We start from the raw sequence: 23077 nt of genomic DNA, 5'->3' as shown, positions 1-23077 counted from the left end.
TCATGCGATACAAGGCCGGCATCTTCCGGCCGACAACCAAAAGGAGTTTGCATGAAACACAAGATTTGGGTAGCTGCGGCTTTGAGTCTGGCGACGGCATCGGCCTTTGCGCAGGTCGACGTCTCCGACGCGTGGGCGCGCGGCACCGTGCCGGGTCAGACGGCCACGGGCGTGTTCATGACGTTGCAGTCGCATCAGGCGACCACGCTCGTCGGCGTGAGCACCCCGGCGGCAGCCACCGCCGAAGTTCACGAGATGAAGCTCGAAGGCACGCTGATGAAGATGCGTGCGCTGCCCAACGGTCTGCCGTTGCCGGCCAACCAGCCGGTGCAGCTCAAGCCGGGCAGCTATCACATCATGCTCAACGACCTGAAGGCACAGTTGAAGAAGGGCGACACTGTGCCGGTCACGCTGCGCTTCGAGAGCGCCGATCACAAGAAGACGGAGCAGCAGGTGCAAGTGCAAGTGCGCGACCTGACGGCGGCAGCCCCGCCCGCTGGCGGCGCGATGAGCGCCATGCCGGGCATGGCGCACGGCACGCATAGTCAGTAAGCAACGCACATGGCTAACAAGTCGCTCGGTACCCGGCAGAAGCTGATGTTTCGCGGCGTGGGCGGTGCGGGCAGCGGCGCCGGTAAGCTGGCACCTCGTGGCGGGCCGCCGGGCCGGCAGCCCGGCTCAGGGCAGGTCGGCGGGCGTACCCTCGAGCGCGACGCCCGCCGCAAGCAGCGCGGCACGAAGACAGGCGGGGCATAGGCACGCACCGACACCCAGCCGCGCCGAGGCTGGCAGGTGCGGCCAGTCGAGGCACCAGCAGGTCACGTTCGCAGTGCCGGTGTCCCCTGGCTGCACCCCTTGTGCGCCACACGCCACCTCGTTGCCGCATTGCGGGCAGCGGGTGGCATGGCTGGCGCTCGCGATGTTTGTTTTCCCTTCCATCCCTAGTTGATCCCTCGATCCCTCAATACACGGGCATATCCATGCGGATTACCAGCCTGTGAGACGTCGCCCGCCCCAGCGCGGCGGCTGGGTACCCGCTAATCCTAGCCAAGTTGCGCAACTGCAACAGCCGCGGTCCTGTCACCCGTTCGCCACACAGCGCGCGACGATGGCCGATTAAACGCCCTTGAGACGGACATTGGAAGACGATCAGGAAAAATCGGGCGTCAGAGGGCGTCGCCGGTCAAGTGAAAGGGGTGATACGCGGATGACGTCGTAGCCCGGTCACGGGGCGGAATTGACCGCATTTGCGGTTGCTGCCTGAGTGGTGCCGAAGGGTACCGGCGCGCGCACGCCGACGCAAGAAAATTGCCCTTCCAAAACCCGGCAAAGCCCAGCACGCACGGGCTTCTTGGCTGTACAATGCGCCGTGTTTCTGGTCCACCTGCGAAAACGTTCCCGCCATGTCCGATCTGCAACTGAATTCCATCGACGACATCGCACCCGCTCTCAAGGCCGAGATCTTGGCCGAGGCGATGCCGTACATCCGCAAATATCACGGTAAGACCGTGGTGATCAAATACGGCGGCAACGCGATGACCGAGGAGCGCCTGAAACAGGGCTTCGCGCGCGACGTCATTTTGCTCAAGCTCGTGGGGATCAACCCCGTCGTGGTGCACGGCGGCGGTCCGCAGATCGACCAGGCGCTCAAGAAAATCGGCAAGCAGGGCACTTTCATTCAGGGCATGCGTGTCACGGATGAAGAGACCATGGAAGTGGTCGAGTGGGTGCTCGGCGGCGAAGTCCAGCAGGACATCGTGATGCTGATCAACCAGTACGGCGGCCAGGCGGTGGGTCTCACCGGCAAGGACGGCGGTCTCATCAATGCCCGCAAGATGCTGATGCCGGATCGCGAGAACGCCGGTCAGTTCATCGACATCGGCTTCGTCGGCGAAGTCGACTCGATCAACCCGGCCGTGGTGCGCGCGCTGCAAGACGACGCTTTCATCCCGGTGATCTCGCCGATCGGTGTGGGTGAAGACGGTCAGGCGTACAACATCAACGCCGACCTCGTGGCCGGCAAGCTCGCGACGGTACTCGGCGCCGAGAAGCTGGTGATGATGACCAACATTCCGGGTGTGATGGATCGTGAGGGCAATTTGCTCACCGACCTGTCGGCACGCGAAATCGACGAACTGTTTGCCGACGGCACGATCTCGGGCGGCATGCTGCCGAAGATTTCGTCGGCACTCGACGCGGCCAAGAGCGGCGTGAAGTCGGTGCACATCGTCGACGGCCGTATCGAACACTCGGTGCTGCTCGAAATTCTGACCGAGCAACCGTTCGGTACGATGATCCGTTCGCACTAAGCGCAACGCCATGCCGTAAGTTTCATCAACGGACCCCACGGGGTCCGTTTTGCATTCCACCGCCATGCCCACACCTGCCTTTTTCTCATGGAGCGGCGGCAAGGACTCTTGCCTTGCCCTGCACCACGCGCTGTCCCCCGATGCGACCGGCGCGCCGCACTTCGACGTCCGCCGTTTGCTCGCGATGTTCGACGAGACAGGCGACAGCTCGCGCTCGCATGGCCTGCCGCGTGAGTTGATGCAGGCGCAGGCGGATGCGCTAGGCATCGCGCTAGATATCGGCCAAGCCGGTTGGAAGGGTTACGAAGCGGCGTTCATTGCGCGCTTGCAGGCGATGCGCGCAAAAGGCATCACGCATGGCTTGTTCGGCGACATCGACTTGCAGCCGCACCGCGATTGGGAAGAAAAGGTGTGCGCGGCGGCGGGCATGACGGCGGTACTGCCGCTGTGGCAACGCGAGCGTCTGGTACTCGCGCGTGAGTTCATTTCGCTGGGCTATCGCGCGGTCATCGTGTGCGTGGACGGCCGCTATCTCGGGCCGGAGTTCGTGGGTCGGGAATACGACGAGGCGTTGCTTGCCGACTTGCCTGCCAACGTCGATGCGTGCGGCGAGAATGGCGAATTCCACACGTTTGCGTACGCTGGCCCACGCTTTTCACAACCGGTGCCGTGGCATATCGAACGCGTCGAGACGATTCACGGTCCGGCCGAGTACGGCGGCACGCCCTACCACCGGGCGAGCATCGCCGCCGGTGCACAACGAAACGTCACATAGACGCGCATTTGCGGAACCCGTACGCTCGGCGACGATAGCGGCGCACACTTCGCGGCAACACCATCCCCGATACTTTTTATCGGAGGATTGTCATGCCTGCTGTGCAACTTTATTCGCCGCTCACCTCATCGTCTGCGCTGGCAAACGTCAGCGGCCCCGCGCTCGTGCCGTTGCCTCAACCTATCGCGCCCATCTCCCATGCCAGCGTGTTTTACGGCGACTTCGACGGCGCTGCCAATCGTGGCGAACCGCGTGATGCACTGCGTGGCGAACCGGCAGCGCGCGACATCGAATCCGCCCGATCTTCGCCGCAAGCACGTCCGGTGCGCTCGCCGTTCTCGGGCCCGTGTCGCACACGCTATCCGACGCAGGGCGGATTCACGCGGCAGAGCTTATCGTCTCCTAAACAGATTGATGAGCACGAGCATAAGTCGTTCATGCGCAAGAACGGCGAAAGCGTTGTATTCGGCGAGCTATTGGAAATGCTCCGCCCCGTCGGTCAATGTCCGAACCGCCGTTACCAACGCAACGTCGAGTTGCGTGACGCGCTTTGGCATCGCATGTACTGCCATGAAATCTTCGCCTACGCGTCGGTCGACGGGATGGCCATCACGCACAAGATTCCGTCGTTGATGACGGACGAGCCTGCGTATTTCCCGGGCAGCGTCGGCGGCGTGTTCTACGACATCGGCTTCGAAGCGTTACGGCGGCAACGGGTATCGACACGAAAACTCGATGAGATGCCCGCGTCGGACATCGAGCGCGCCGGGCGCTTCGAGGTGCGGCAAATTCTGTTGAGCCGACCGAACCCGCGCGATCCCTATCATGGCTTCACGGCCTACTTCAAACCGTTGCAGTTCCATGCGCATGCCAACGGCATGCAAGACGCCGCCGACATGCTCGATCGCATCACGCGCGACGATTCCTTCGGCTACCCGGTCACTGGGCCCAGCGAAGCTGCCAGTTTCCTCGCGGATGACGCGTCGTTGCTCGATGCTCACTTGCGTGCGTGCGAACGCGCTGCCGAACCAAGTCGCTTGAAGCGTTGGCTTCGCGCTTTCGCAGACTGGCTGCCGAAGCTGTAATGCCAAGTTGAATGTCGGGCGACGATAGCGGCCATCGCACGGTGTCGACATCATCCCGCGATACGCTCACGGAGACTCGACATGCCTGCCCTGCGTCCCTACCATCCACCGATTCGTCCGGCGACCATGCCGGTAGCCCCGACTGTACTGGCACCAACCGGCGCCACGATGCTCGCCACCGATTTCAGAACTGTGACGAACCACACGGGCCGGTTGCCGCCATCGGCGACGTTTCACGAATGGCCAGCGCCTGAACCCGCGTCGCGTGAAGCCAGCGATGTCCCGTGCCGCACGCGCTATGCGGCACAGGGCGGCTTCACGCGGCAGACCGCATCGGGTGCCGAATGGATTTCTCCAAAGGCGCACAACGCCTTCCTGAAACGCAATGCCGACAGCGCGTTGTACGGCGAACTGCTGGAAATGCTCAGACCTGCCAATGCGTGCCCGAACCGACACTACCGTCGAAATGCCGAAGTGAGAGACGAGCTTTCGCGTCGCATCGAATGCCTGCAAATCGTCGGGTATATCTCCGTCATCGAAATGGCGCTTCGCCACGATATCCCGTCGCTCCTCGTTGACGGCGCCGAGTACTTTCCGGGCACTGTCGGCGCGAACTTTTACGACATCGGTTTCGATGTGCTGCATCGTAGCGGCACGGCACGACGGGCGATTCACGAGATGCCAGCAGAAGACGTCAGGGACGCAGGCAGTGACGAGGTGAAACGAATACTGGCGAGCCAACCCAGTGCGCGCGATATGTATTCCGGGTTCGGTGGCTACTTCACGTCATTGCAATTTCACGCACACGCCAACGGCATACAGGACGCGGCCGACATGCTGGATCGTATTACGCGCGACGATTCCTTCGGCAGCCCGATTGTCGGCGGGCTTCATGCCAATACGTTTCTCCTCGCTGACGGATACGCCCTCAACCTTCATCTGGCGCAGTGCGCGCGCAAAAACGTGCCGACGACGCCACAACCTACCTCGTCTGCCTCGGGCATTTGCACCATTCTGTAATGTCGCCGAGAAGGCGTCAGCACTCAGACAGTGGCCGTCAATCGCCGCAGTTCATCGAGCAACTTCACCGCGGGGCTTGGCAGAATGCCCTGACGGCGGCGAAACGCCGTCAGCGTGCGCGTGGCGCGCACCGTGGGAATCGGCAGCGTGTCCATCACGCGCGCTTTGGCTTCCACGTCGTACATCGGTTCGGGCATCCATGTGAGGAAGCCGCAGCGCGCCACCATGCTTTTGAGTACCGGCACCGAGCGCGTTTCTACAACGATATTCGGCAAGCCCAAACCGTGCGCTTCGAAAACCCCCTGCATGTGGGCATACGGCGCGGTGCCGCGCGGGGGAATCGCCCAGCGCTCGCCGAGCGTATCGGCGAGCGCGATGCGCTTCTTCTGGCGCAGCGGATGATCGCATCCGGCCACGACGAAGCTGTCGTCCTGCCAGTGGCAGTCGTTGATCGCGACGATGTCCTCGGTGTCCGGGGCAACCGTCGATAGCGCCAGATCGATCTCGTGGCGCATGAGGCCTTGCGCGAGCCGGTCCCACACCCCTTCGATGATTTCCACGCGCAGATTCGGCCAGCGGGTGAGGACGCGGTCGATCGCCAGCGGCAACACATGACTGGCGATGGCACCGACCGCGCCGACCTTGATCGTGCCTTTCGACAACCCGCGCAGTGCGTCGATTTCCTCGCGCGCCAACTCGGCCTCACGGGCGAGCAGCATCGCGTGCGGTAACAGCGCGTGCCCGACGGCGGTGAGTTCCATCCCCTTGCTGTGGCGCTCGAACAGCGGCGCGCCCAGATCCGTCTCCAGCCGCTTGATGGTGCGGCTCAACGCGGGCTGGGTGAGATGCAACTCCGTCGCCGCGCGCCCGAGACTACCGGTGGCGACGATGGTCGTGAACGCGCGAAGTTGCTGGAGGTTAAGGCTCATGGGCGTGCCGTCTCAGGAAAACCAGCGTGAAAAAAGTCATGCAAAAGCGTAATGACTTCGGCACATAAAAGCAATTCCAGTGCATATATCGGCTGCCTATACTCGGTCGCATTACCTGACACACGCGGATCGCCCTGATCGCGGAGACTGTCGGGACCGACAAGATCAACGAGACAAGCGCAAGTTATGGACGACAGCCGACAACTGCGTGCGGGCGAAGCCGCCAGCACCCCCACTCAACTCACCGTGCGCGAGGTCGTCATCGACCTGATGCGACGCCATGGCATGACCCGCGTGTTCGCCAATCCGGGGTCGACGGAATTGCCGTTGTTCCGCGATTTCCCGGCCGACTTCGAATACGTGCTGGGCCTGCAAGAAGCGGTTGTCGTCGGCATGGCCGACGGCTATGCACAAGCGACCGGCAATGCCGCACTCATCAACCTGCACTCGGCGGCCGGTGTCGGCAACGCCATGGGCAACATCTTCACGGCGTTCAAGAACCAGACGCCGCTCATCGTGACGGCGGGGCAGCAGGCCCGCTCGATACTGCCGTTCGATCCGTTCCTCGCCTCGGTGCGTGCGACTGAATTACCGCAGCCGTACGTCAAGCTCAGCCTTGAACCGGCGCGTGCGGAAGACGTGCCGCTGGCACTCGCCCGTGCGTATCACGTCGCGATGCAGGAGCCGAAGGGCCCGGTGTTCGTGTCGATTCCGGTAGACGACTGGGACCGTCCGGCAGAGCCGGTGCCGCCGCGTCAAGTGAGCACGCGCGTGCAGCCCGACGCGCAGGCACTCGATCAACTCGGGGCGGCGCTCGACGCGAGCGAACGCCCGGTCTTCGTCGTCGGGTCGTCGATCGATCGTGCGGGGGCATTCGATGCCGTGGTCGCATTGGCCGAGCGCCACAACGCCCGCGTCTTCACTGCCCCGATGTGCGCACGTTGCGCGTTTCCGGAAGATCACCGCTTGTTCGCCGGCTTCCTGCCGCCGATGCGCGAGAAGATCGTCGGCCTGCTCGGCGGTCACGATCTGATTCTGGTGATCGGCGCGCCGGCGTTCACGTATCACGTGGAAGGGGCGGGCCCGCACGTGCCGGAAGGCGCCGCGCTTTTCCAACTGATCGAAGATCCGGGCGTCGCCGCATGGACGCCGGTCGGTGCCTCGGTCGTCGGCAACGTGCGCCTCGGCGTCGAAGCGCTGCTTACACGCGCAGCACCGCGCCTGCGTGCGCTACCCGCGTTGCGCGCCGTGCCGCCTGTCGCGACCCCTGGCGATGGCGACGCACCGATGACCACCGCCTTCGCACTGCAAACCTTGGCGAGCCTGCGCAACGCTGACGACATCGTCGTGGAAGAAGCGCCGAGCGCGCGCTCGGTGATGCAGCAATACTTGCCGTTCACGCAAGCGGGAACGTTCTTCACGATGAACAGCGGCGGCCTCGGCTACTCGATGCCCGCAGCGGTCGGCGTAGCGATGGCCAGCCCGGGCCGACGCATCATCGGTCTGATTGGCGATGGCTCCGCGATGTATTCGATTCAGGCGTTGTGGAGCGCGGCGCAATTGCGCTTGCCGATCACGTTCGTGATTCTGAACAACCGTCGCTACGCGGCGTTGCAGGACTTCGCACCGTCGTTCGGTTTCGGTCCGCACGACCCGGTGCAGGGCACCGACTTGCCCGATCTGGATTTCGTCCATCTGGCCGCAGGCATGGGGGTGCGCGGCGAGCGCGTGACGCAGGCGCTTGCGCTGCGCGACGTCTTGTCGCAGGCCATCGCGAGTGGCGAGACCCGACTCGTTGAGATCGAGGTGGCATGATGCACACCCCGACTATGAAGGAGACAGACATGCAAACCCCTCAGACGCTCACCATGCTGATCGGCGGTCAACGCGTTGCCGCGAGCAACGGTGCGACATTCGAACGACGCAATCCGCTCGACGGTGAAGTGGCCTCACGTGCCCCTGCTGCTACCGTCGAAGACGCTCGCGCCGCAGTTCGCGCAGCGCGGGCAGCGTTTCCCGCATGGTCGAGCACTGGCCCGAGCGAACGTCGCGCCCTGCTGATGAAAGCCGCCGACCAGCTCGAAGCAAAGGTCGAACAGTTTCAGGCCGCGATGGCGGCGGAGACCGGCGCGTCAGGTTTGTGGGCCGGTTTCAACGTGCACCTCGCGGCACAAGGTCTGCGCGAAGCGGCCTCGATGACGACGCAGATTGCCGGAGAAGTGATTCCGTCGGACGTTCCCGGCAGCCTTGCGATGGGCTTGCGTCAGGCCGCTGGTGTGGTGCTGGGCATTGCCCCGTGGAATGCACCGGTCATTCTCGGCGTGCGCGCGTTGGCGCTGCCGCTCGCGTGCGGCAATACGGTTGTGTTCAAGGGCTCCGAGCTATGCCCGGCCACGCATGGACTGATCGCCGACGCACTGGACGAAGCCGGTCTGCCGCCGGGCGTGGTGAACTTCGTGACCAATGCACCGCAAGACGCCGGTGCCATCGTCGACGCGTTAATCGCCGAACCGGCCGTGCGGCGCGTGAACTTCACCGGCTCCACCCGCGTAGGTCGCATCATCGCCACGCGTTGCGCTGAACACATCAAACCGGCGGTGCTGGAGCTGGGTGGCAAAGCGCCGTGCCTGGTGCTCGACGATGCCGATCTCGATGCCGCCGTGAATGGCGTGGCCTTCGGTGCGTTCGCCAACTCTGGTCAGATTTGCATGTCGACCGAGCGCATTGTCGTCGCTGAAGCCATTGCCGATGCGTTCACGGAGAAACTGGCAGCAAAGGCCCGCACGCTCCCGCTGGGCGACCCGCGTAAAGGGCCGGTCGTCCTTGGCTCGGTCATCGACATCGCGACCGTCGAGCGCTGTAACGCGCTGATCGACGACGCGTTGGCTAAGGGCGCAAAACTGCTTTGCGGCGGCCGTGCCGAGACGACGTTGATGCCGGCGACGTTGCTCGATCACGTCACGCCCGACATGAAGATCTACAGCGAGGAATCGTTCGGTCCGGTAAAGGGCATCGTACGCGTGAAAGACGACGAAGCGGCGATTGCCTGTGCGAATGACAACGCCTACGGCTTGTCGTCGGCAGTGTTCAGCCGCGACATCGCACGCGCGATGCAAGTTGCCGCACGTATCGAATCCGGCATTTGCCACATCAACGGCCCGACCGTCCACGACGAAGCGCAAATGCCTTTCGGCGGTGTGAAGGCCAGCGGCTGGGGACGTTTCGGTGGCAAAGCCGGCATTCACGAGTTCACCGATCTGCGCTGGGTGACGGTGCAAACGACGCCGCGTCACTACCCGTTTTAAGGCGAGCCAGCGCGGCAGCCCAAGTTTCACAACGCAGGACCACCATACCGCCGCAGCCGGGAGACCGGAACAGACGGCCGGAGGAGACAACCGTGTCACAACCTTATGAGACCGCCCCTGCGGGCGGCGGCAGTTCGATGTCGGAATCGCAGCGCAGCGATGCTGCAAGCCAAAGCGCGCCGCAGGGTGCCGCGGCGGGCTATGGCCGCGTCGTGGCTGCAAGCTGCTTCGGCACCGCCATCGAGTGGTACGACTTTTTCGTGTACGGGTTTCTCGCCCCGATCGTCTTCGACCGGCTGTTTTTCCCGCAGCTCGACCCGATGGCGGGGATGATCGCGGTGTTTGCGACATTCGCTGTCGGCTTCGTCGCGCGGCCCATCGGCGGCATTGTGTTCGGGCACTTCGGCGACCGCATCGGGCGCAAGTCGATCCTGCTCTTCACGCTCATTCTCATGGGCGTGGCGACCACGCTCATCGGTTTGCTGCCGACATACGACATGATCGGCATGTGGGCGCCGATCATGCTCGTAACGCTGCGTTTCGTGCAGGGCTTCGCACTGGGCGGTGAATCGGTCGGTGGCTTGCTGATGACGGTCGAGGGCGCACCGGCCCATCTGCGCGGGCTGTTCGGTGGCTTGATTCAGGCGGCGGGGCCGACGTCGATTGTGGGTGCTTCGCTCGCTATCGTGCTGATTACGCGACTGCCGGAAGAGGATCTCCTTAGCTGGGGCTGGCGCATTCCGTTCCTGGTGAGCTTGCTGCTTGTCGCGCTCGGTACCTATGTGCGATTGAAGGTGGAAGAGTCGCCGACGTTCAAGGCGGTGGAGAAGCATCGCGAGATTGCGAAGGTGCCTGTCGTCGAAGTGCTCACGCACTACTGGCGTCCGACGCTCGTCACGTTCTTCATCTGTCTGGCGGAGACGAGCTTCTTCTATCTGGTGGCGATCTTCTCGCTGTCTTACGGCACGAAGACACTGGGTCTGCCGCGCGGCATGATGGCCGACGGCGTGCTCTACGCGAACATTCTCGCGATGCTCACGATTCCCGCGTTCGGCATGCTCTCCGACAAGCTGGGCCGCCGTCCGATGTTCCTGATGGGCTTGGCTGCGACGGCGATCTTCATCTATCCGTTCTTCCTGATGATGGGCAGCAAGGAAACCGCGCTGGTGGTGATGGCCATCGTGATCGGTGCGGGCGTTATCCACCCGATGATGTTCGGCCCGGAGGGCAGCTTCTTCTCGGAGTTGTTCGACACGCGGGTGCGCTTTTCGGGCGTGTCGCTGGGTAAACAGATCGGCACGGTGCTGGGCGGCGGACTTGCGCCGATGATCGCCGCGAGTCTGCTGGCATGGAGCCACGGGCAGATTTGGCCGGTCATCGCGTACTTCCTCGTGCTGGCAGCGATGGCGCTGATCTCGACATTCCTCGTGCGAGAGACGAAAGACCGGACGCTGTAAGCCGTCATGTATCAAACAAAACGCCCTGCCTCGCAAAGCGAGCAGGGCGTTTTGTATTGTCGTTCGACGCCGAAAAGCCAACTACAGGTCGAGCACCAGCATGGCCGACTTGCTGCGCGAACAGCACGGCAGCATTTGATCGTTAGCAGCGCGTTCATCGTCGGTCAGATAGACGTCGCGATGGTCGGGCGTGCCATCGATCACGCGCGTGAGACAAGTGCCGCACACGCCTTGCTCGCACGACATCTGAACTTCGACGCCTTGCGCCGCGAGCGCTGCAACGATGGTCTCACCGGCCTTGACGTCGATGACACGGCCGCTCGAATGCAGCTTGACCTGAAACGCCGCATCACTCGCGCCATCGGTAGCGATGGGTGCAGCGAAGTACTCGCGGTGCACGTTGCCTTCCGGCCATTGCGCAGCTTCCGCACGCGAGAGCACCGCATCGATGAACCCGGCCGGACCGCACACGTACAGATGCTTGCCGCCCGAAGGCTGCGCGAGAATCGCGTCGAGATCGGCGCGAACGCCTTCGCTGTCGTGATAGATGCGCGTCTTTTCGGCGAGATCTGCTTGCGCGAAACGCTCACCGAACGCGGTGCGCGCTGGTTCGCGCGTGCAGTAATGCACTTCGTACGAGGCACCGCTCGCGGCCAGCGCTTCGGCCATCGCCAGAATCGGCGTCACGCCGATGCCGCCAGCGAGCAGAATGCTGTGCTTCGCGGTGTCGGTCAGCGGGAAGTGATTGCGCGGCTCGCTGATCTCCAACTCGACGCCAGCCGTCAACGCGTGCATGCCTGTCGAGCCACCACGCGACGCCGGGTCGCGCAGCACGCCGAGGCGATAGTGCGGCACATCGCCAGTTTGTCCCGGCGCATTGCACAGCGAGTACTGCCGCACGAGACCGCCCGGCAGATGCACGTCGATATGCGCGCCTGCGGTGAAGCCTGGCAGCGCACTGCCGTCCAGGCTCACCAGTTCGAAAGCGCAGATGTCGGTCGCGACATCGTGCTTGTTCGCCAGCCTGACTTTCATGCTGCGTGCTCCGACCCTTGCGCGGCACCTGCACGTTCCGCTTCGAGCAGACGATCAAGCACTTTGCGCGACTGCACACCGCCAGCGTCGATGTTGAGCTTGAGAATCTTCTTCTCCGGATACGCCGACAGGTTGCGCTGCTGTGCTTCGAGCACTTCTTGGTCTTCGGCGAAGATACCGCCTTGCCCGCGTTTAATCGCCGCCGTCAGTTCTGCGTCCTCCGGCTTGAAGTTGCGTGCCATGCCCCAGAAATACCAGATCGACTCATCGGTCTCGGGCGTGATGAAATCCACCACGATGCTGCCCGCCTTCTTATCTGCTGGCGCTTCGTAACCGCCATGACCGGCATGCGCGACACCCACTTCGATCATCACGTGGCTCGGCGGCGTGAAGCGGCAGATTTGCCAGCGGTCGCACGGCACCTGGTCGTCGAGACCGTTCGCGCGCAGTGCACTCGCCCAGAACGGCGGCGCCTTGATGTTTTCCATATGACGTGCGGTCACGACGCTGTCGCCTTCCGTGACCGTCTTCGGCGGGGCTTCTTCGATTTCTTCCTGCCCGATACTCGTCGCGTGCACGTACGTCTCGTGCGTGAGATCCATCAGGTTATCGATCATCAGGCGGTAATCGCACTTGATGTGATACAGCCCGCCGCCGTACGCCCACTGATCGCTCACGGCCCATTCGAGATGCGGAATCTCGTCGGCATTGGCCAGCGCGGCATCGCCCGGCCAGACCCACACGAAGCCATAACGCTCCACGCACGGATACGCGCGCGTCTTCGGAAAGCCGCCCACGCGCTGACCGACCATCTTCGTGCACTTGCCGCCGCCATCGACCGTCAGGCCGTGATAGCCGCACACCAACTGACCGTCTTTGACGAAGCCCAGCGACAGCGCCGCGCCGCGATGCGGGCAGAAGTCTTCGAGCGCTGCGACCTTACCGTCGCCGTCGCGGAAGAACACCATCGGCTCGTTGCAGACCTTGCGGCCCAGCGGTTTTTCGGCGAACTCGTCGGGCGTGCAAGCGACATACCAAGTGTTTTTGAGGAACATGATCGTTTGTCTCCTTGGCGCGCCTGGGGACGGCGCACTCTTGTTTCGATACGGGATAAGGAAAAGGTCGGCAGGGCGGGGCGGCGTAACGCCTCAGAGCAACTGCGCCCCCATGCTGTGTTCTTGCGTCACGATGTGCTCGCGGCACATGAATTCGGCACGGTCAGGCTGACGCGCAGCAATCGCCTCGACGATGGCGTGATGCTGGCGATGCGCATACGCGATGATGTCTGCGTATTGGCGACGGTCTTCGTGACCGAACGCCACCGTGCGGGGTGCCACGAACGGCACCAGATTGCAGCGAGCGATAAAGCCCTCGAGCAACGGGTTATGCGCACCGGTCACGAGCAGATCGTGAAAGCGCGCATTGAGCGAGGCGTAGCCAATTTGCACCTCCGGCGTCATCGTGTGATCGGCCAGCAGGGCGTCGCCTTCGGCGAGCAACTCGCGCAGTTGCTTCAACAACTCGGCGCTCGCGCCTTTCTCTGCGAGCAGGCGTGCGGCGTAGCCTTCGAGCGCGCCCCGCAGGTGCAGCGCTTCGACGCTCTCATCTCGCGTGTGAGCGCGCACGGCGTAACCGCGTTGTCCGGCACGCACCACCAACCCTTCTTCGGCGAGTACCGGCAGCGCTTGCCGTATCGGCATACGCGAGACCCCGAGTTGCTCAGCGAGCTTCGCTTCCGCAAGGCGTTCGCCGGGGGCGAGCTCGCCCTTGAGAATCATCTCGCGCAGTTGAACGGTGGTCGGCGTGGGGTGCAGCATGCGTTTCCTTGTGATCGCTGGATGGCGTTGCCGGTCTCCAAGATTCCGGCTTTTTTCATTATGGGATCCCGTAATTACAAAACGCATCAGTAGATACCCTTGTTTATGCAAATATGGGATCCCGTATAGACTCGGCCCTGCATAAATGCGGGGGGAGCCATGCACGACCACGGCGCCCTCTCGGCACTACAAGACAAGAGACGGAGACTTATCGTGGCAAAGATCATTGGGGGGATTGGCACGTCGCACGTGCCGACCATCGGCGTGGCGTACGACAAGGGCAAGCAGCAGGATCCCGCGTGGGCACCGCTGTTTCAGGGCTATGAACCTGTCGCGAAGTGGCTCGCCGAGAAGCAAGCCGACGTGCTTGTGTTTTTCTATAACGATCACGCCACGACGTTCTTCTTCGACATGTACCCGACGTTCGCGCTGGGCGTGGGCGAGTCGTTCCCGATTGCCGACGAAGGGGCCGGGTTGCGTCCGCTGCCGCCGATTCGCGGCGACGTGGCGTTGCAGGCGCACATTGCCGAGTCGCTCGTGAACGACGAGTTCGACATCACCGTCTTCCAGGACAAACCCATCGATCACGGCTGTGCTTCGCCGCTGCCGCTGCTCTGGCCGCATAAGCCGGACTGGCCGGGCACGGTTGTACCCATCGCCATCAACGTGTTGCAGTACCCGCTGCCCACGGGCCGCCGCTGCTACCGGCTGGGGCAGGCGGTGCGTCGCGCCATCGAGTCGTATCCGGAAGATCTGCGCGTGGTTGTCGTCGGCACCGGCGGTCTCTCGCACCAGATTCACGGCGAGCGCACGGGCTTCAACGATGAGTCGTGGGACCGCGAATTCCTCGAGCTGCTTCAACACGAACCCGAGACGCTGGCCGAACTCAAGCATGTGGACTACGTGCGTCGTGGCGGCGCGGAAAGCGTCGAGCAAATCATGTGGCTGTCGATGCGCGGCGCGCTCGGCCCGAACATCAAACGCCTGCACCTGAACTACTACTTGGCCACCACTACGGCCATGACCGTCGCGCTCTACGAGGAGGCCGCATGAATCCGCAACTCGAAGGCATCGAGACGATCACCGGGACTTACGCATTCGACTTGCGCGTGAGCAACCGCACGTTGGCGCTCAACCGCTTCTTCTGGCACATGATTCGCGCCGAGAACCGCGAGACGTATTTGAACGATCCGGTCGCGGCGATGACGGCAGCGGGGTTGTCCGCCGAGGAACAGGCGCTGGTGCAAGCGCAAGACTGGCTTGGGCTCGTGCGTCACGGCGTGAACTTCTTCGTGCTGGAGAAGTTCGCACGGGTGGTGCGCAAGACCAATCTGGAGGTGTACGCGATCATGCGTGGCGAGTCGTTCGACGACTTTATGGCAACGCGTCGCGTGCCGACGATGCGCTAAGCCGGACACCCTGCATGTCGATCGACACCGTCATCAGTCTCACCAACGCGCCGCCGACGTCGAGCCTTGCCTGTCACGAGCGCGGCACGTGGAGCCGTGCGCCGCAGAACAACGACGCCACGCTGCTGTGCCGCAAGTTGCGCGGCTTGCGTGCGATGGTTGCCGTGCTGGAATGCGATTCCGTCGCACGGGCGGCGCGCATGTTGCATCTGTCGCAGTCGGCGGTGGCCCGTTCGATTTCCGATATCGAAGCAGAACTGGGTTTCCCGCTGTTTCATCGCAGCGGGCGCGGCCTGATTCCGAACGCCGCAGGACAGCGTCTGGGCGTGCGGGCAACGCGTGCATTGGCGGAGCTGGCTAACGGTTATCGCGAAGCTTTCGCGGCCACCGCGTCGCAGGCCGATGGCGGCGCGCGTGCGGCGAGCCGCTTCGCCGCGGTGGTAGCACCTCAGCAACTCACCAGTTTTATCGCCGTGGCGGAACTGGGCAGCGGATCGCTCGCCGCGAACCGGTTGCAATGCTCGCAGCCGACGATTCAACGCAATCTCGATCAGCTTGAGGACCTCATCGGTATCAAGCTGTTTCGGCGCACGCCGCGCGGCACGCGTCTGACCGACGAAGCACAGGCGCTCCTCGGTCCGGTCAAGCGCGCACTCGCGGAGCTGGCGATTGCCGAGGACGAACTCGCCCCGTTCGGCGGACGTCAGCAAGGCACGGTGATCGTCGCCGCGCTGCCGTTGTCGAGCGGTTTTCTGTTGCCGAAGGCCATCGACAGCCTGCTGCACAAGTCGCCGTATCTCACGGTGACGGTGGTCGACGGGACTTACGAAGCGCTGGTGCGTCAGTTGCGACAAGCCGATGTCGACATGATCGTCGGCGCGCTACGTGCGAACGACGTCCCCGCCGATATCCGGCAGGAAGCGCTCTTCGAAGATCACCTGTCGGTGGTCGCGCGTGCGGGCCATCCGTGTCTGACGATGGGCCGCGAACCCACGCTGGCAGAACTGGCGCAGTACGGCTGGGTGAGTCCGTTGCCGTGCACGCCCGCGCGTGGCGTGTTCGAGCGCGTGTTCCGTGCAGAAGGGCTGACGTTGCCGCAGACGCAGGTGCACGCGAGCAGTTCACCAGTGGTGCGCGGACTGTTGCTGTCCAGCGACCGGCTCGCGTTGCTCTCTCCGGTGCAGATCACGTCGGAGTTGCGCACAGGCGAACTGGTCGTCGTGCCAGTGCCGCTTCAGCATGCGCGCCGCGCGATCGGTCTCGCAATGCGCCGCGACGGTCTGCTCTCACCGGCGGCCGAACAACTGCTCGACGAATTGCGGGCATTGGCTCCGTCGGTCATGCACCCGAACTGACCCGTGCGGCACGCCCGCACGATACGTCTGGCGAGCGCGGCGAAATTCGCCGGATTCGCCATGACTTGCATGTCGCGCGACTCGCTCGCGCGAGTGCGCCTCTCTCCTTAACCCGCGTATTGCCACCCGCCCGCACAGCCTTATGCTGCGGGCCTTCCACCGGTGGCGTCGCGTGTGTCCCGCAGCGCGAAATTACCGTGCCTGAAATCCCTCGATTACGTAGGGGAAATCTCGGGGATATACGAAAAACGCAACGCTCGACGCGGGACTTTCATTCGACGCCACCATTTCGGCTGCCTAAGCTGTTCCGGACATCATCGAAAAGGCCCGCCTTCCCGGCGCGGACCTCACCAAAAAACGGAGCGGCGCGCGACGCCGACGAGGAGACGACACCATGATGAAGCGCCACTTGTGGCTCGCTGTGGCACTTGCGAGCGTTTGCCAGTTCACCGCTATGGCGGCTCGCGCCGACGATATCAAGATCGGCGTGCTGGGCCTGTTCTCCGGCTCGGCCTCGTGGTGGGGCACCGAGTACCGCCGCGGTATCAACCTGTGGATGGACCAGAACAAGAACAAGGTCGGCGACGACACGCTCGTGATTCTCGAGCGCGACGAAGGCGGTGTGAACCCGCAACGCACGCGTCAGCTCGCACAAGAGCTCGTGGTGCGCGATCAGGTGCAATACCTGTTCGGCGGCTCGTTCACGCCGAACGTGCTGGCGATGGCGGACGTGGCCAACCAGACCAAGACGCCGCTCGTGATCGGTAACTCGGGCACGTCGAGCGTGACGCTCAAGTCGCCGTACTTCGTGCGCACGGGCTTTACGCAATGGACCGTGAGCGTGCCGCTCGTTGAATACGCTGCGAGCAAGGGCATCAAGAACGCCGCCATCGTGGTGGCCGACTTCGCCACGGGCTACGACGCCATCGACGCTTATTCGGAAACCTTCAAGAAAGCCGGCGGCAAGATCAGCGTCGAAGTGAAGGTGCCGCTGGGCACGACGGACTTCTCGAGCTACCTGCAACGCGTGCGCGATGCCAAGCCCGAAGCCGTCTTCATGTTTATGCCGGTGGGCCCGATGTCGGCCGGTTTCGTGAAGGCCTTCAAGGAACGCGAACTCGACAAGGCAGGCATCCAGCTCTTCGCCACCACGGAGACGATGGAGTCCGACTTGCCCGCCATTGGCGACAGCGCACTGGGCACGATCACCGCGCTGCACTACTCGCCGTTCCTCACGTCGCCGGAAAACGTGGCGTTCGTGAAGGCCTACAAGGCGAAGTACGGTCCGGGCGCACTGCCGTCGATCGCTTCGGTGTCGGCCTACGACTCGATGACGCTCATCGCACAGATGATCAAGGCGACCAAGGGCAAGAAGGACGCAGATAAGGCCATCGCCGCCGTGAAGGGCTACGCCTGGACGAGCGCTCGCGGGCCGGTGTCGATCGACCCGAAGACGCGCGAAATCATTCAGAACGTGTACATCCGCCGCGTGGAAACCATCGACGGCAAGCTCGGCAACAAGCCCATCGAGACGTTCAAGTCGGTGGTCGAGCCGTGGCACATCAGCCACCCGCAAGTGGCGGCCAAGTAATCCACGCAATCGAAGCTTTCACCGCAATCGATGTGACAGCGAGCGCCCACGCGCTCGCTCCCCCCGCCCCCGGTAATTCCTCATGACGCAATCGCTTGCCACCTTCCTGTCGTTGTCGATCGACGGCGTGGCCTACGGGATGCTGCTGTTTCTCATCTCTGTCGGTCTCACCGTCACGCTCGGCGTGATGCGCGTAGTCAACCTCGCGCACTCCGCTTTCGCGATGATCGGCGGCTATTTCACCTTGTGGGCCATGCAACACGCAGGGCTCGACTTCTTCGTCGCACTGCTCGTCGGCGTGGCCGGCACGATGGTGCTCGGTGCTGTACTCGAGCGCACGCTGTATCGCTGGGTCTACACCGCGAACGGTCTCGGGCAGTTGCTCATGACGATCGGGCTGGCGTTCATCATCTGCGCCATCGCCAAGCACCTCGCCGGGACGGAGCTGCAAACCATTCCGGTGCCGCAGGGGCTGCGCGGCACGTGGGACTTCGGCGGCTTCTCGGTCTCGATTTATCGCATCTTCGCGCTGGTGTGCAGCGCGGTCGTCGCCCTCGGTATCTGGTGGGGGCTGGAGCGCACGCCGTTCGGCGCCAAGCTGCGCGCTGCCGTCGATAACCCGCGCATGGCGCGTTGCGTCGGCATCGACGTGCCGCTCGTGTTCTCGATCACGTTCGCCATCGGTTGCGGCTTGTCGGGTCTGGGCGGTGCGCTCTCGAGCCAGATTCTGCCGCTGGAGCCGTACTACGGCCTCAAGTACCTCGTGCTGGTGCTGATCGTGGTGGCTGCGGGCGGTCTGGGCAGCCTGCGCGGCTCGCTGTACGCGGGTCTGCTGCTCGGTCTGATCGATACGCTGGGGCGCTACTACGTGCCTGCACTCGGCGCTTTCATGATTTATCTGGCCGTGCTGGCCATTCTGCTGATCCGCCCGCAAGGGTTGGTCGGCCGTGCGTGAGCGGAGGGTGACGATGCAAAACACGAATCCCTCGACGCTGGCCGGTGTGGCCCAGGTCGCCCTGGCGCTGCGCCGCAAACGGCTTGGCATGCTCGACGCGTTCCTGCTGGTGGCCGCCGTTGCCACGTACTTCTTCGCCGATCTGTATCTCGCGCTTGCTACGAGCGTGGTGATCATGATCATCTTCGCGCTCTCGCTCGATCTCGTGCAGGGCTACTGCGGTATCGAAACGCTCGGCCATGCGGCGTTCTTCGGCAGCGGGGCTTATGCCGCTGGTTTGTTCGCGCTGCATGTCTCACCCAATCCGTTGCTGGGGCTTGTTGCGGGTGCCGTCGTTGCAGCAGTGGTCGGCCTGATTACCGGCATCGTCGTGCTGCGCGTGAGCGGGCTGACGCAGATCATGCTCACGCTCGCGTGCGCCACGCTGCTGTATGAAGCGGGCAACATCGCCAAGTCGATCACGATGGGCGACGACGGTCTGACCGGCTACACCATCGCGCCGGTGCTAGGCCTGTTCGAGTTCGATATCTACGGGCACACGGCGTATCTCTATGCGCTCGTGGTGCTGGTGGTGGTCTTCTTATTCACGCAATTCCTCGTGAATTCGCCGTTCGGCCTCACGGTGCAAGGCATTCGCGAGAACGCTATGCGGATGTCGCTGCTCGGTGTGCGCGTGGGCTTTCGTCGCCTGATGCTCTACACGATTGCGGCTGCCGTTGCCGGTGTGGCCGGTGCGCTCTCCGCGCAGGTCAACAACATCGTTGCCCTCGACACGCTCTCGTTCACGCTGTCCGCCAACGTGCTGGTCATGCTCGCACTGGGCGGCACCGGACGCCTCTACGGCGCAGTGCTCGGCGCAGTGGTGTTCATGGTGCTGTCCGACCGTATCGCGGCGATCGACCCGACGAACTGGCTGGCGGCGCTGGGCGTGCTGCTGATCGTCGTGGTGCGCTTCGCGCCGGACGGGTTGATCGGTGTGGTCGATCGCTTTGCATTGCGTGCGCGCCGTCGCAACGTGCCCGCGCCCGCCGAAACGAATGCCAAGGCGAACACGGACAAGGAGGTGACGCCGTGAGCGCCGCACTCGAAATTCAAGGACTGTCGAAGCGCTTCGGCCAGCTCGATGTCACGCGCAACGTCAGCCTGTCGCTGCAAGCCGGTGCACGCCATGCACTGATCGGCCCGAACGGCGCGGGCAAAAGCACGCTGATGAACCTGCTGACCGGTGTGCTCAAGCCCAACTCGGGCGTGGTACGCGTGGGGGGCACGGACGTCACGTCGATGGCTTCGCATAAGCGAGTGAAGCTGGGGCTGGCGCGCACGTTCCAGCTCAACACGCTGTTCAACACGCTGACCGTGGCCGAGAACGTTGCGCTGGCGCTCACGTCGCGTCGCGGTCTCGATGGTTGCATCGGCAAGCCGTTGGCGAATCGTCCTGCGGTGGTGGAAGAAGCCGCCGAGCGTCTGCGCGCGCTGGGCATGCTCGATCTCGCTGGCCGCCGTATCGACGAACTCGCTTACGGCCAACGCCGTCAAGTGGAAATCGCACTCGGTCTCGCGCTCGATCCGAAGGTGCTGCTGCTCGACGAGCCCGTCGCCGGTGTGCCGTCCGGGCAGGGCCGCAAGCTGTTCGATTTGCTTGAACGCCTGCCCGAAGACGTGGCGGTGATGGTCATCGAGCACGACATGGATCTGGTCTTCCGCTTCGCGCGCCGTATCACCGTGCTGGTGGAAGGTGCGGTGCTGATGGAAGGCGAGAAGGAAGAAGTGCGCCGCGACCCGCGAGTGCGTGACATTTATCTGGGGCGTCGCCATGACTGACATCCTGCTTGAAGCCGGTGGCCTCTCTGCGGGCTACGGCGAAACCATCGTGCTCGAAGACTTGAGCCTGCGCGTCGCCGCTGGCGAAGCCATCGCCATTCTTGGCCGTAACGGCGTGGGCAAGAGCACGTTGCTGCTTAGTCTGCTCGGACTGACCACGCGCCACGGCGGCGTGATTCGCTATCTGGAAAACGACATCTCGCATTGGCCTGCGTACAAACGGGCGCGCGCCGGGCTCGCCTTGGTGCCGCAGGAGCGCGAGATCTTCAAGTCGCTCTCCGTCGAAGAGAACCTGCAAGTCTCGGCGATGGGCGACGCATGGACGCTGGAGCGCGTGTACGACCTGTTCCCGCGCCTGGCCGAGCGCCGTCGCAACCTCGGCAATCAACTCTCCGGCGGCGAGCAACAGATGCTCGCCATCGGCCGCGCTCTGATCGGCAACCCCCGTGTGGTGCTGTTCGACGAGCCGTTCGAAGGACTCGCGCCGGTGATCGTCGACCAACTGGTCGATGCGTTCTGGAAGCTGCGCGCGGATGGCGGCATGGGTGTGGTGCTGGTGGAGCAGCACGCGGAATTGGGGCTGGAGCTGACCGACCGCGCGCTGGTGCTCGACCGGGGCCGTGAGGTTTGGGCAGGACGCAGCAGCGAGCTCGCCGCGTCGCCGGAATTGCTCGGCGCGCTGGTTGGGTTGGAAAGCGTTTGATCGCCGGGGCACGGCCGTAAGCGATACGCATTAGGAATCGACGGAACATCATGACGACATCACAGAACAACACGAACACGACGGGCCTGTCCGGCCTTGTCGTCAGCGCCCACTCGGCAGACTTCGTCTGGCGCGCGGCGGGCACCATCGCCACGCATGTGGCGCAGGGTTATCGCATGAAGGTCGTGTGCCTCTCGTTCGGCGAGCGCGGCGAGTCGGCCAAGCTCTGGCGCAAAGGCGCAGAGATGACCGAAGCGAAGGTCAAAGCGGCACGCCGTGAAGAAGCGCAACGCGCAGCCGACATTCTCGGCGCGGAGATCGAATTCCTCGATATCGGCGACTACCCGATGCGCGTGTCCGACGAGACGCTGTTCCGGCTCGTCGATATCTATCGCGAGTTGCAGCCGTCGTTCGTGCTGAGCCATTCGGAGAAAGACCCCTACAACTTCGACCATCCGCTCGCGATGCACGTCACGCAGGAAGCCCGGGTGATTGCACAGGCCGAAGGCCACAAGCCGGGCGAGAAAGTGATCGGCGCGCCCGCTGTGCTGGCGTTCGAGCCGCATCAGACCGAACAGTGCGAGTGGATTCCCAACACCTTCGTCGACATCACCCCGGTGTGGGAAACGAAGCGCGCCGCCATCGAATGCATGGCCGGGCAAGAGCACCTCTGGGATTACTACACGCGCGTGGCCTTGCAGCGCGGCGTGCAGGCCAAGCGCAACATCGGCATCACGGCCTCACGCGACATCAAATATGCAGAAGGGCTCATGCGTCTGACGCCCGTCGTTACGGAGCAACTGTCATGATTCGCGGCGTCGTCGTTCGTCAAATTCCCCGCGTCGATGCCGCTACGCTCGACATTCTGCGCAGCGCAGGCAGCGCAACCGTGCACGAGGCGCAGAGCCGTCTCGGCCTGATGGCGACGTATATGCGTCCCATCTACGCAGGTGCCGCCGTGGCAGGCAGCGCCGTGACCGTGCTGGCACCGCCGTCGGATAACTGGATGCTGCACGTCGCTGTCGAACAAGCACAGCCGGGCGACATCGTGGTCGTCGGCGTGACCTCTCCGTGCGACGACGGTTACTTCGGCGACTTGCTCGCCACGTCGATGAAAGCACGCGGCGTCGCTGGGCTTGTGATCGATGCGGGCTGCCGCGATATCGCCACGCTCACCGAGATGAAGTTCCCGGTCTGGTCGAAGGCGATCTCCTCGCAAGGCACCGTGAAGGAAACCCTCGGTTCAGTGAACGTGCCGGTGGTGTGCGCGAACCAGATCGTGAACCCCGGCGACGTGATCGTGGCGGATGACGACGGCGTGACCGTCGTGCCTTACGCCACGGCGCAGGCCGTCGCGAAGGCGGCAGCGGCACGCGGTGCCGACGAAGCCTACAAGCGCGGCGTGCTCGCTGGCGGCACGTTGGGGCTGGACTATTACAAGATGCGCGAGCGTCTGGCCGCCAAAGGCCTGCGCTATGTCGACTCGCTCGACGAATTGCAGGGCGAGTGAC

At 63.6% G+C, this 23077-nt stretch carries 24 protein-coding genes; 19 read left to right on the top strand and 5 right to left on the bottom strand.

What is annotated here, in order from left to right:
* Positions 1-51 precede the first annotated feature (51 nt).
* Both ACPWR9_RS03985 and ACPWR9_RS03980 read left to right on the top strand, forming a co-directional pair.
* A complete protein-coding gene (locus ACPWR9_RS03985; protein WP_426296366.1) occupies positions 52-552 on the top strand; it encodes a copper chaperone PCu(A)C in 501 nt (166 codons plus the stop codon).
* Between the two features lie 9 nt (positions 553-561).
* On the top strand, positions 562-756 hold the full coding sequence (locus ACPWR9_RS03980) for a hypothetical protein (RefSeq protein ID WP_426296648.1): 195 nt from the start codon (positions 562-564) through the stop codon (positions 754-756).
* Here ACPWR9_RS03980 and ACPWR9_RS03975 read toward each other — a convergent pair.
* Entirely contained in the window at positions 679-939 is a 261-nt protein-coding gene (locus ACPWR9_RS03975; protein WP_426296367.1) for a cysteine-rich CWC family protein, read from the bottom strand. The two genes, ACPWR9_RS03980 and ACPWR9_RS03975, sit on opposite strands and share 78 nt — an antisense overlap.
* Before the next feature lie 464 nt (positions 940-1403).
* On the opposite strand from ACPWR9_RS03975, the gene argB reads away from it, so the two are divergent.
* The 4 genes from argB to ACPWR9_RS03955 all read left to right on the top strand — a co-directional run bounded on the left by argB (position 1404) and on the right by ACPWR9_RS03955 (position 5189).
* Positions 1404-2309, top strand: coding sequence for an acetylglutamate kinase (gene argB, locus ACPWR9_RS03970; RefSeq protein ID WP_426296368.1), 906 nt, complete (start codon positions 1404-1406; stop codon positions 2307-2309).
* Between the two features lie 64 nt (positions 2310-2373).
* On the top strand, positions 2374-3084 hold the full coding sequence (locus ACPWR9_RS03965; protein ID WP_426296369.1) for an adenosine nucleotide hydrolase: 711 nt from the start codon (positions 2374-2376) through the stop codon (positions 3082-3084).
* 92 nt (positions 3085-3176) lie between these two features.
* Positions 3177-4169, top strand: coding sequence for a hypothetical protein (locus ACPWR9_RS03960; RefSeq protein ID WP_426296370.1), 993 nt, complete (start codon positions 3177-3179; stop codon positions 4167-4169).
* Between the two features lie 81 nt (positions 4170-4250).
* Positions 4251-5189: a hypothetical protein gene (locus ACPWR9_RS03955; protein WP_426296371.1), complete on the top strand. Its 939-nt coding sequence runs from the start codon at positions 4251-4253 to the stop codon at positions 5187-5189.
* Between the two features lie 23 nt (positions 5190-5212).
* On the opposite strand, the gene ACPWR9_RS03950 is transcribed toward ACPWR9_RS03955, so the two are convergent.
* Positions 5213-6118, bottom strand: coding sequence for a LysR substrate-binding domain-containing protein (locus ACPWR9_RS03950; RefSeq protein ID WP_426296372.1), 906 nt, complete (start codon positions 6116-6118; stop codon positions 5213-5215).
* A gap of 186 nt (positions 6119-6304) precedes the next feature.
* Here ACPWR9_RS03950 and mdlC point away from each other — a divergent pair, with 186 nt between their 5' ends.
* The 3 genes from mdlC (at position 6305) to ACPWR9_RS03935 (ending at position 10880) form a co-directional block, all read left to right on the top strand.
* The gene (gene mdlC / locus ACPWR9_RS03945; RefSeq protein WP_426296373.1) at positions 6305-7933 is read left to right on the top strand and encodes a benzoylformate decarboxylase; all 1629 of its coding nucleotides are present in this window, start codon (positions 6305-6307) and stop codon (positions 7931-7933) included.
* Positions 7934-7962: 29 nt separating this feature from the next.
* Positions 7963-9423 carry an aldehyde dehydrogenase gene (locus ACPWR9_RS03940; RefSeq protein ID WP_426296374.1) on the top strand — a complete coding sequence of 487 codons (1461 nt, stop codon included), beginning with the start codon at positions 7963-7965 and terminating at the stop codon, positions 9421-9423.
* Positions 9424-9515: 92 nt separating this feature from the next.
* Positions 9516-10880, top strand: a complete 1365-nt coding sequence (locus tag ACPWR9_RS03935) for an MFS transporter (protein WP_426296375.1) — start codon at positions 9516-9518, stop codon at positions 10878-10880.
* A gap of 81 nt (positions 10881-10961) precedes the next feature.
* On the opposite strand, the gene ACPWR9_RS03930 is transcribed toward ACPWR9_RS03935, so the two are convergent.
* The 3 genes from ACPWR9_RS03930 to ACPWR9_RS03920 all read right to left on the bottom strand — a co-directional run bounded on the left by ACPWR9_RS03930 (position 10962) and on the right by ACPWR9_RS03920 (position 13732).
* Complete coding sequence (locus ACPWR9_RS03930; protein WP_426296376.1) at positions 10962-11915, bottom strand: PDR/VanB family oxidoreductase; 954 nt, start codon at positions 11913-11915, stop codon at positions 10962-10964.
* Positions 11912-12970: a Rieske 2Fe-2S domain-containing protein gene (locus ACPWR9_RS03925; RefSeq protein WP_426296377.1), complete on the bottom strand. Its 1059-nt coding sequence runs from the start codon at positions 12968-12970 to the stop codon at positions 11912-11914. The genes ACPWR9_RS03930 and ACPWR9_RS03925 overlap by 4 nt, the downstream gene beginning before the upstream one ends.
* Positions 12971-13063: 93 nt before the next feature.
* The gene (locus tag ACPWR9_RS03920) at positions 13064-13732 is read right to left on the bottom strand and encodes a GntR family transcriptional regulator (protein WP_426296378.1); all 669 of its coding nucleotides are present in this window, start codon (positions 13730-13732) and stop codon (positions 13064-13066) included.
* A gap of 213 nt (positions 13733-13945) precedes the next feature.
* Between ACPWR9_RS03920 and ACPWR9_RS03915 the strand changes: the two genes are divergently transcribed.
* The 10 genes from ACPWR9_RS03915 (at position 13946) to ACPWR9_RS03870 (ending at position 23076) form a co-directional block, all read left to right on the top strand.
* Positions 13946-14785, top strand: a complete 840-nt coding sequence (locus ACPWR9_RS03915; protein WP_426296379.1) for a gallate dioxygenase — start codon at positions 13946-13948, stop codon at positions 14783-14785.
* The gene (locus ACPWR9_RS03910; RefSeq protein WP_426296380.1) at positions 14782-15141 is read left to right on the top strand and encodes a protocatechuate 3,4-dioxygenase; all 360 of its coding nucleotides are present in this window, start codon (positions 14782-14784) and stop codon (positions 15139-15141) included. The genes ACPWR9_RS03915 and ACPWR9_RS03910 overlap by 4 nt, the downstream gene beginning before the upstream one ends.
* A gap of 14 nt (positions 15142-15155) precedes the next feature.
* Complete coding sequence (locus tag ACPWR9_RS03905; protein ID WP_426296381.1) at positions 15156-16496, top strand: LysR family transcriptional regulator; 1341 nt, start codon at positions 15156-15158, stop codon at positions 16494-16496.
* A 394-nt stretch (positions 16497-16890) separates the two neighbouring features.
* Positions 16891-18087: an ABC transporter substrate-binding protein gene (locus ACPWR9_RS03900; protein ID WP_426296382.1), complete on the top strand. Its 1197-nt coding sequence runs from the start codon at positions 16891-16893 to the stop codon at positions 18085-18087.
* Between the two features lie 82 nt (positions 18088-18169).
* Positions 18170-19042, top strand: a complete 873-nt coding sequence (locus ACPWR9_RS03895) for a branched-chain amino acid ABC transporter permease (RefSeq protein ID WP_426296383.1) — start codon at positions 18170-18172, stop codon at positions 19040-19042.
* A gap of 13 nt (positions 19043-19055) precedes the next feature.
* Entirely contained in the window at positions 19056-20117 is a 1062-nt protein-coding gene (locus ACPWR9_RS03890; protein ID WP_426296384.1) for a branched-chain amino acid ABC transporter permease, read from the top strand.
* Positions 20114-20863: an ABC transporter ATP-binding protein gene (locus ACPWR9_RS03885; protein ID WP_426296385.1), complete on the top strand. Its 750-nt coding sequence runs from the start codon at positions 20114-20116 to the stop codon at positions 20861-20863. The genes ACPWR9_RS03890 and ACPWR9_RS03885 overlap by 4 nt, the downstream gene beginning before the upstream one ends.
* Positions 20856-21566, top strand: coding sequence for an ABC transporter ATP-binding protein (locus ACPWR9_RS03880; RefSeq protein WP_426296386.1), 711 nt, complete (start codon positions 20856-20858; stop codon positions 21564-21566). Before ACPWR9_RS03885 ends, ACPWR9_RS03880 begins: the two co-directional genes overlap by 8 nt.
* 50 nt (positions 21567-21616) lie before the next feature.
* A complete protein-coding gene (locus ACPWR9_RS03875; RefSeq protein WP_217426945.1) occupies positions 21617-22375 on the top strand; it encodes a PIG-L deacetylase family protein in 759 nt (252 codons plus the stop codon).
* A complete protein-coding gene (locus ACPWR9_RS03870) occupies positions 22372-23076 on the top strand; it encodes a 4-carboxy-4-hydroxy-2-oxoadipate aldolase/oxaloacetate decarboxylase (protein WP_426296387.1) in 705 nt (234 codons plus the stop codon). The genes ACPWR9_RS03875 and ACPWR9_RS03870 overlap by 4 nt, the downstream gene beginning before the upstream one ends.
* Position 23077 lies beyond the last annotated feature (1 nt).

It is taken from the genome of Pandoraea pneumonica (genome assembly GCF_049918595.1).
Lineage (GTDB): Bacteria > Pseudomonadota > Gammaproteobacteria > Burkholderiales > Burkholderiaceae > Pandoraea > Pandoraea pneumonica_A.
This window is presented reverse-complemented; position numbering and strand designations above follow the sequence as displayed.

What these genes read in the sequence shown, in the direction of transcription:
- ACPWR9_RS03985 (WP_426296366.1), top strand. Translation starts at nt 52, where the DNA reads ATGAAACACAAGATTTGGGTAGCTGCGGCTTTGAGTCTGGCGACGGCA.
- ACPWR9_RS03980 (WP_426296648.1), top strand. Translation starts at nt 562, where the DNA reads ATGGCTAACAAGTCGCTCGGTACCCGGCAGAAGCTGATGTTTCGCGGC.
- ACPWR9_RS03975 (WP_426296367.1), bottom strand. Translation starts at nt 939, where the DNA reads ATGGAAGGGAAAACAAACATCGCGAGCGCCAGCCATGCCACCCGCTGC.
- argB (WP_426296368.1), top strand. Translation starts at nt 1,404, where the DNA reads ATGTCCGATCTGCAACTGAATTCCATCGACGACATCGCACCCGCTCTC.
- ACPWR9_RS03965 (WP_426296369.1), top strand. Translation starts at nt 2,374, where the DNA reads ATGCCCACACCTGCCTTTTTCTCATGGAGCGGCGGCAAGGACTCTTGC.
- ACPWR9_RS03960 (WP_426296370.1), top strand. Translation starts at nt 3,177, where the DNA reads ATGCCTGCTGTGCAACTTTATTCGCCGCTCACCTCATCGTCTGCGCTG.
- ACPWR9_RS03955 (WP_426296371.1), top strand. Translation starts at nt 4,251, where the DNA reads ATGCCTGCCCTGCGTCCCTACCATCCACCGATTCGTCCGGCGACCATG.
- ACPWR9_RS03950 (WP_426296372.1), bottom strand. Translation starts at nt 6,118, where the DNA reads ATGAGCCTTAACCTCCAGCAACTTCGCGCGTTCACGACCATCGTCGCC.
- mdlC (WP_426296373.1), top strand. Translation starts at nt 6,305, where the DNA reads ATGGACGACAGCCGACAACTGCGTGCGGGCGAAGCCGCCAGCACCCCC.
- ACPWR9_RS03940 (WP_426296374.1), top strand. Translation starts at nt 7,963, where the DNA reads ATGCAAACCCCTCAGACGCTCACCATGCTGATCGGCGGTCAACGCGTT.
- ACPWR9_RS03930 (WP_426296376.1), bottom strand. Translation starts at nt 11,915, where the DNA reads ATGAAAGTCAGGCTGGCGAACAAGCACGATGTCGCGACCGACATCTGC.
- ACPWR9_RS03925 (WP_426296377.1), bottom strand. Translation starts at nt 12,970, where the DNA reads ATGTTCCTCAAAAACACTTGGTATGTCGCTTGCACGCCCGACGAGTTC.
- ACPWR9_RS03920 (WP_426296378.1), bottom strand. Translation starts at nt 13,732, where the DNA reads ATGCTGCACCCCACGCCGACCACCGTTCAACTGCGCGAGATGATTCTC.
- ACPWR9_RS03910 (WP_426296380.1), top strand. Translation starts at nt 14,782, where the DNA reads ATGAATCCGCAACTCGAAGGCATCGAGACGATCACCGGGACTTACGCA.
- ACPWR9_RS03905 (WP_426296381.1), top strand. Translation starts at nt 15,156, where the DNA reads ATGTCGATCGACACCGTCATCAGTCTCACCAACGCGCCGCCGACGTCG.
- ACPWR9_RS03900 (WP_426296382.1), top strand. Translation starts at nt 16,891, where the DNA reads ATGATGAAGCGCCACTTGTGGCTCGCTGTGGCACTTGCGAGCGTTTGC.
- ACPWR9_RS03895 (WP_426296383.1), top strand. Translation starts at nt 18,170, where the DNA reads ATGACGCAATCGCTTGCCACCTTCCTGTCGTTGTCGATCGACGGCGTG.
- ACPWR9_RS03890 (WP_426296384.1), top strand. Translation starts at nt 19,056, where the DNA reads ATGCAAAACACGAATCCCTCGACGCTGGCCGGTGTGGCCCAGGTCGCC.
- ACPWR9_RS03880 (WP_426296386.1), top strand. Translation starts at nt 20,856, where the DNA reads ATGACTGACATCCTGCTTGAAGCCGGTGGCCTCTCTGCGGGCTACGGC.
- ACPWR9_RS03875 (WP_217426945.1), top strand. Translation starts at nt 21,617, where the DNA reads ATGACGACATCACAGAACAACACGAACACGACGGGCCTGTCCGGCCTT.
- ACPWR9_RS03870 (WP_426296387.1), top strand. Translation starts at nt 22,372, where the DNA reads ATGATTCGCGGCGTCGTCGTTCGTCAAATTCCCCGCGTCGATGCCGCT.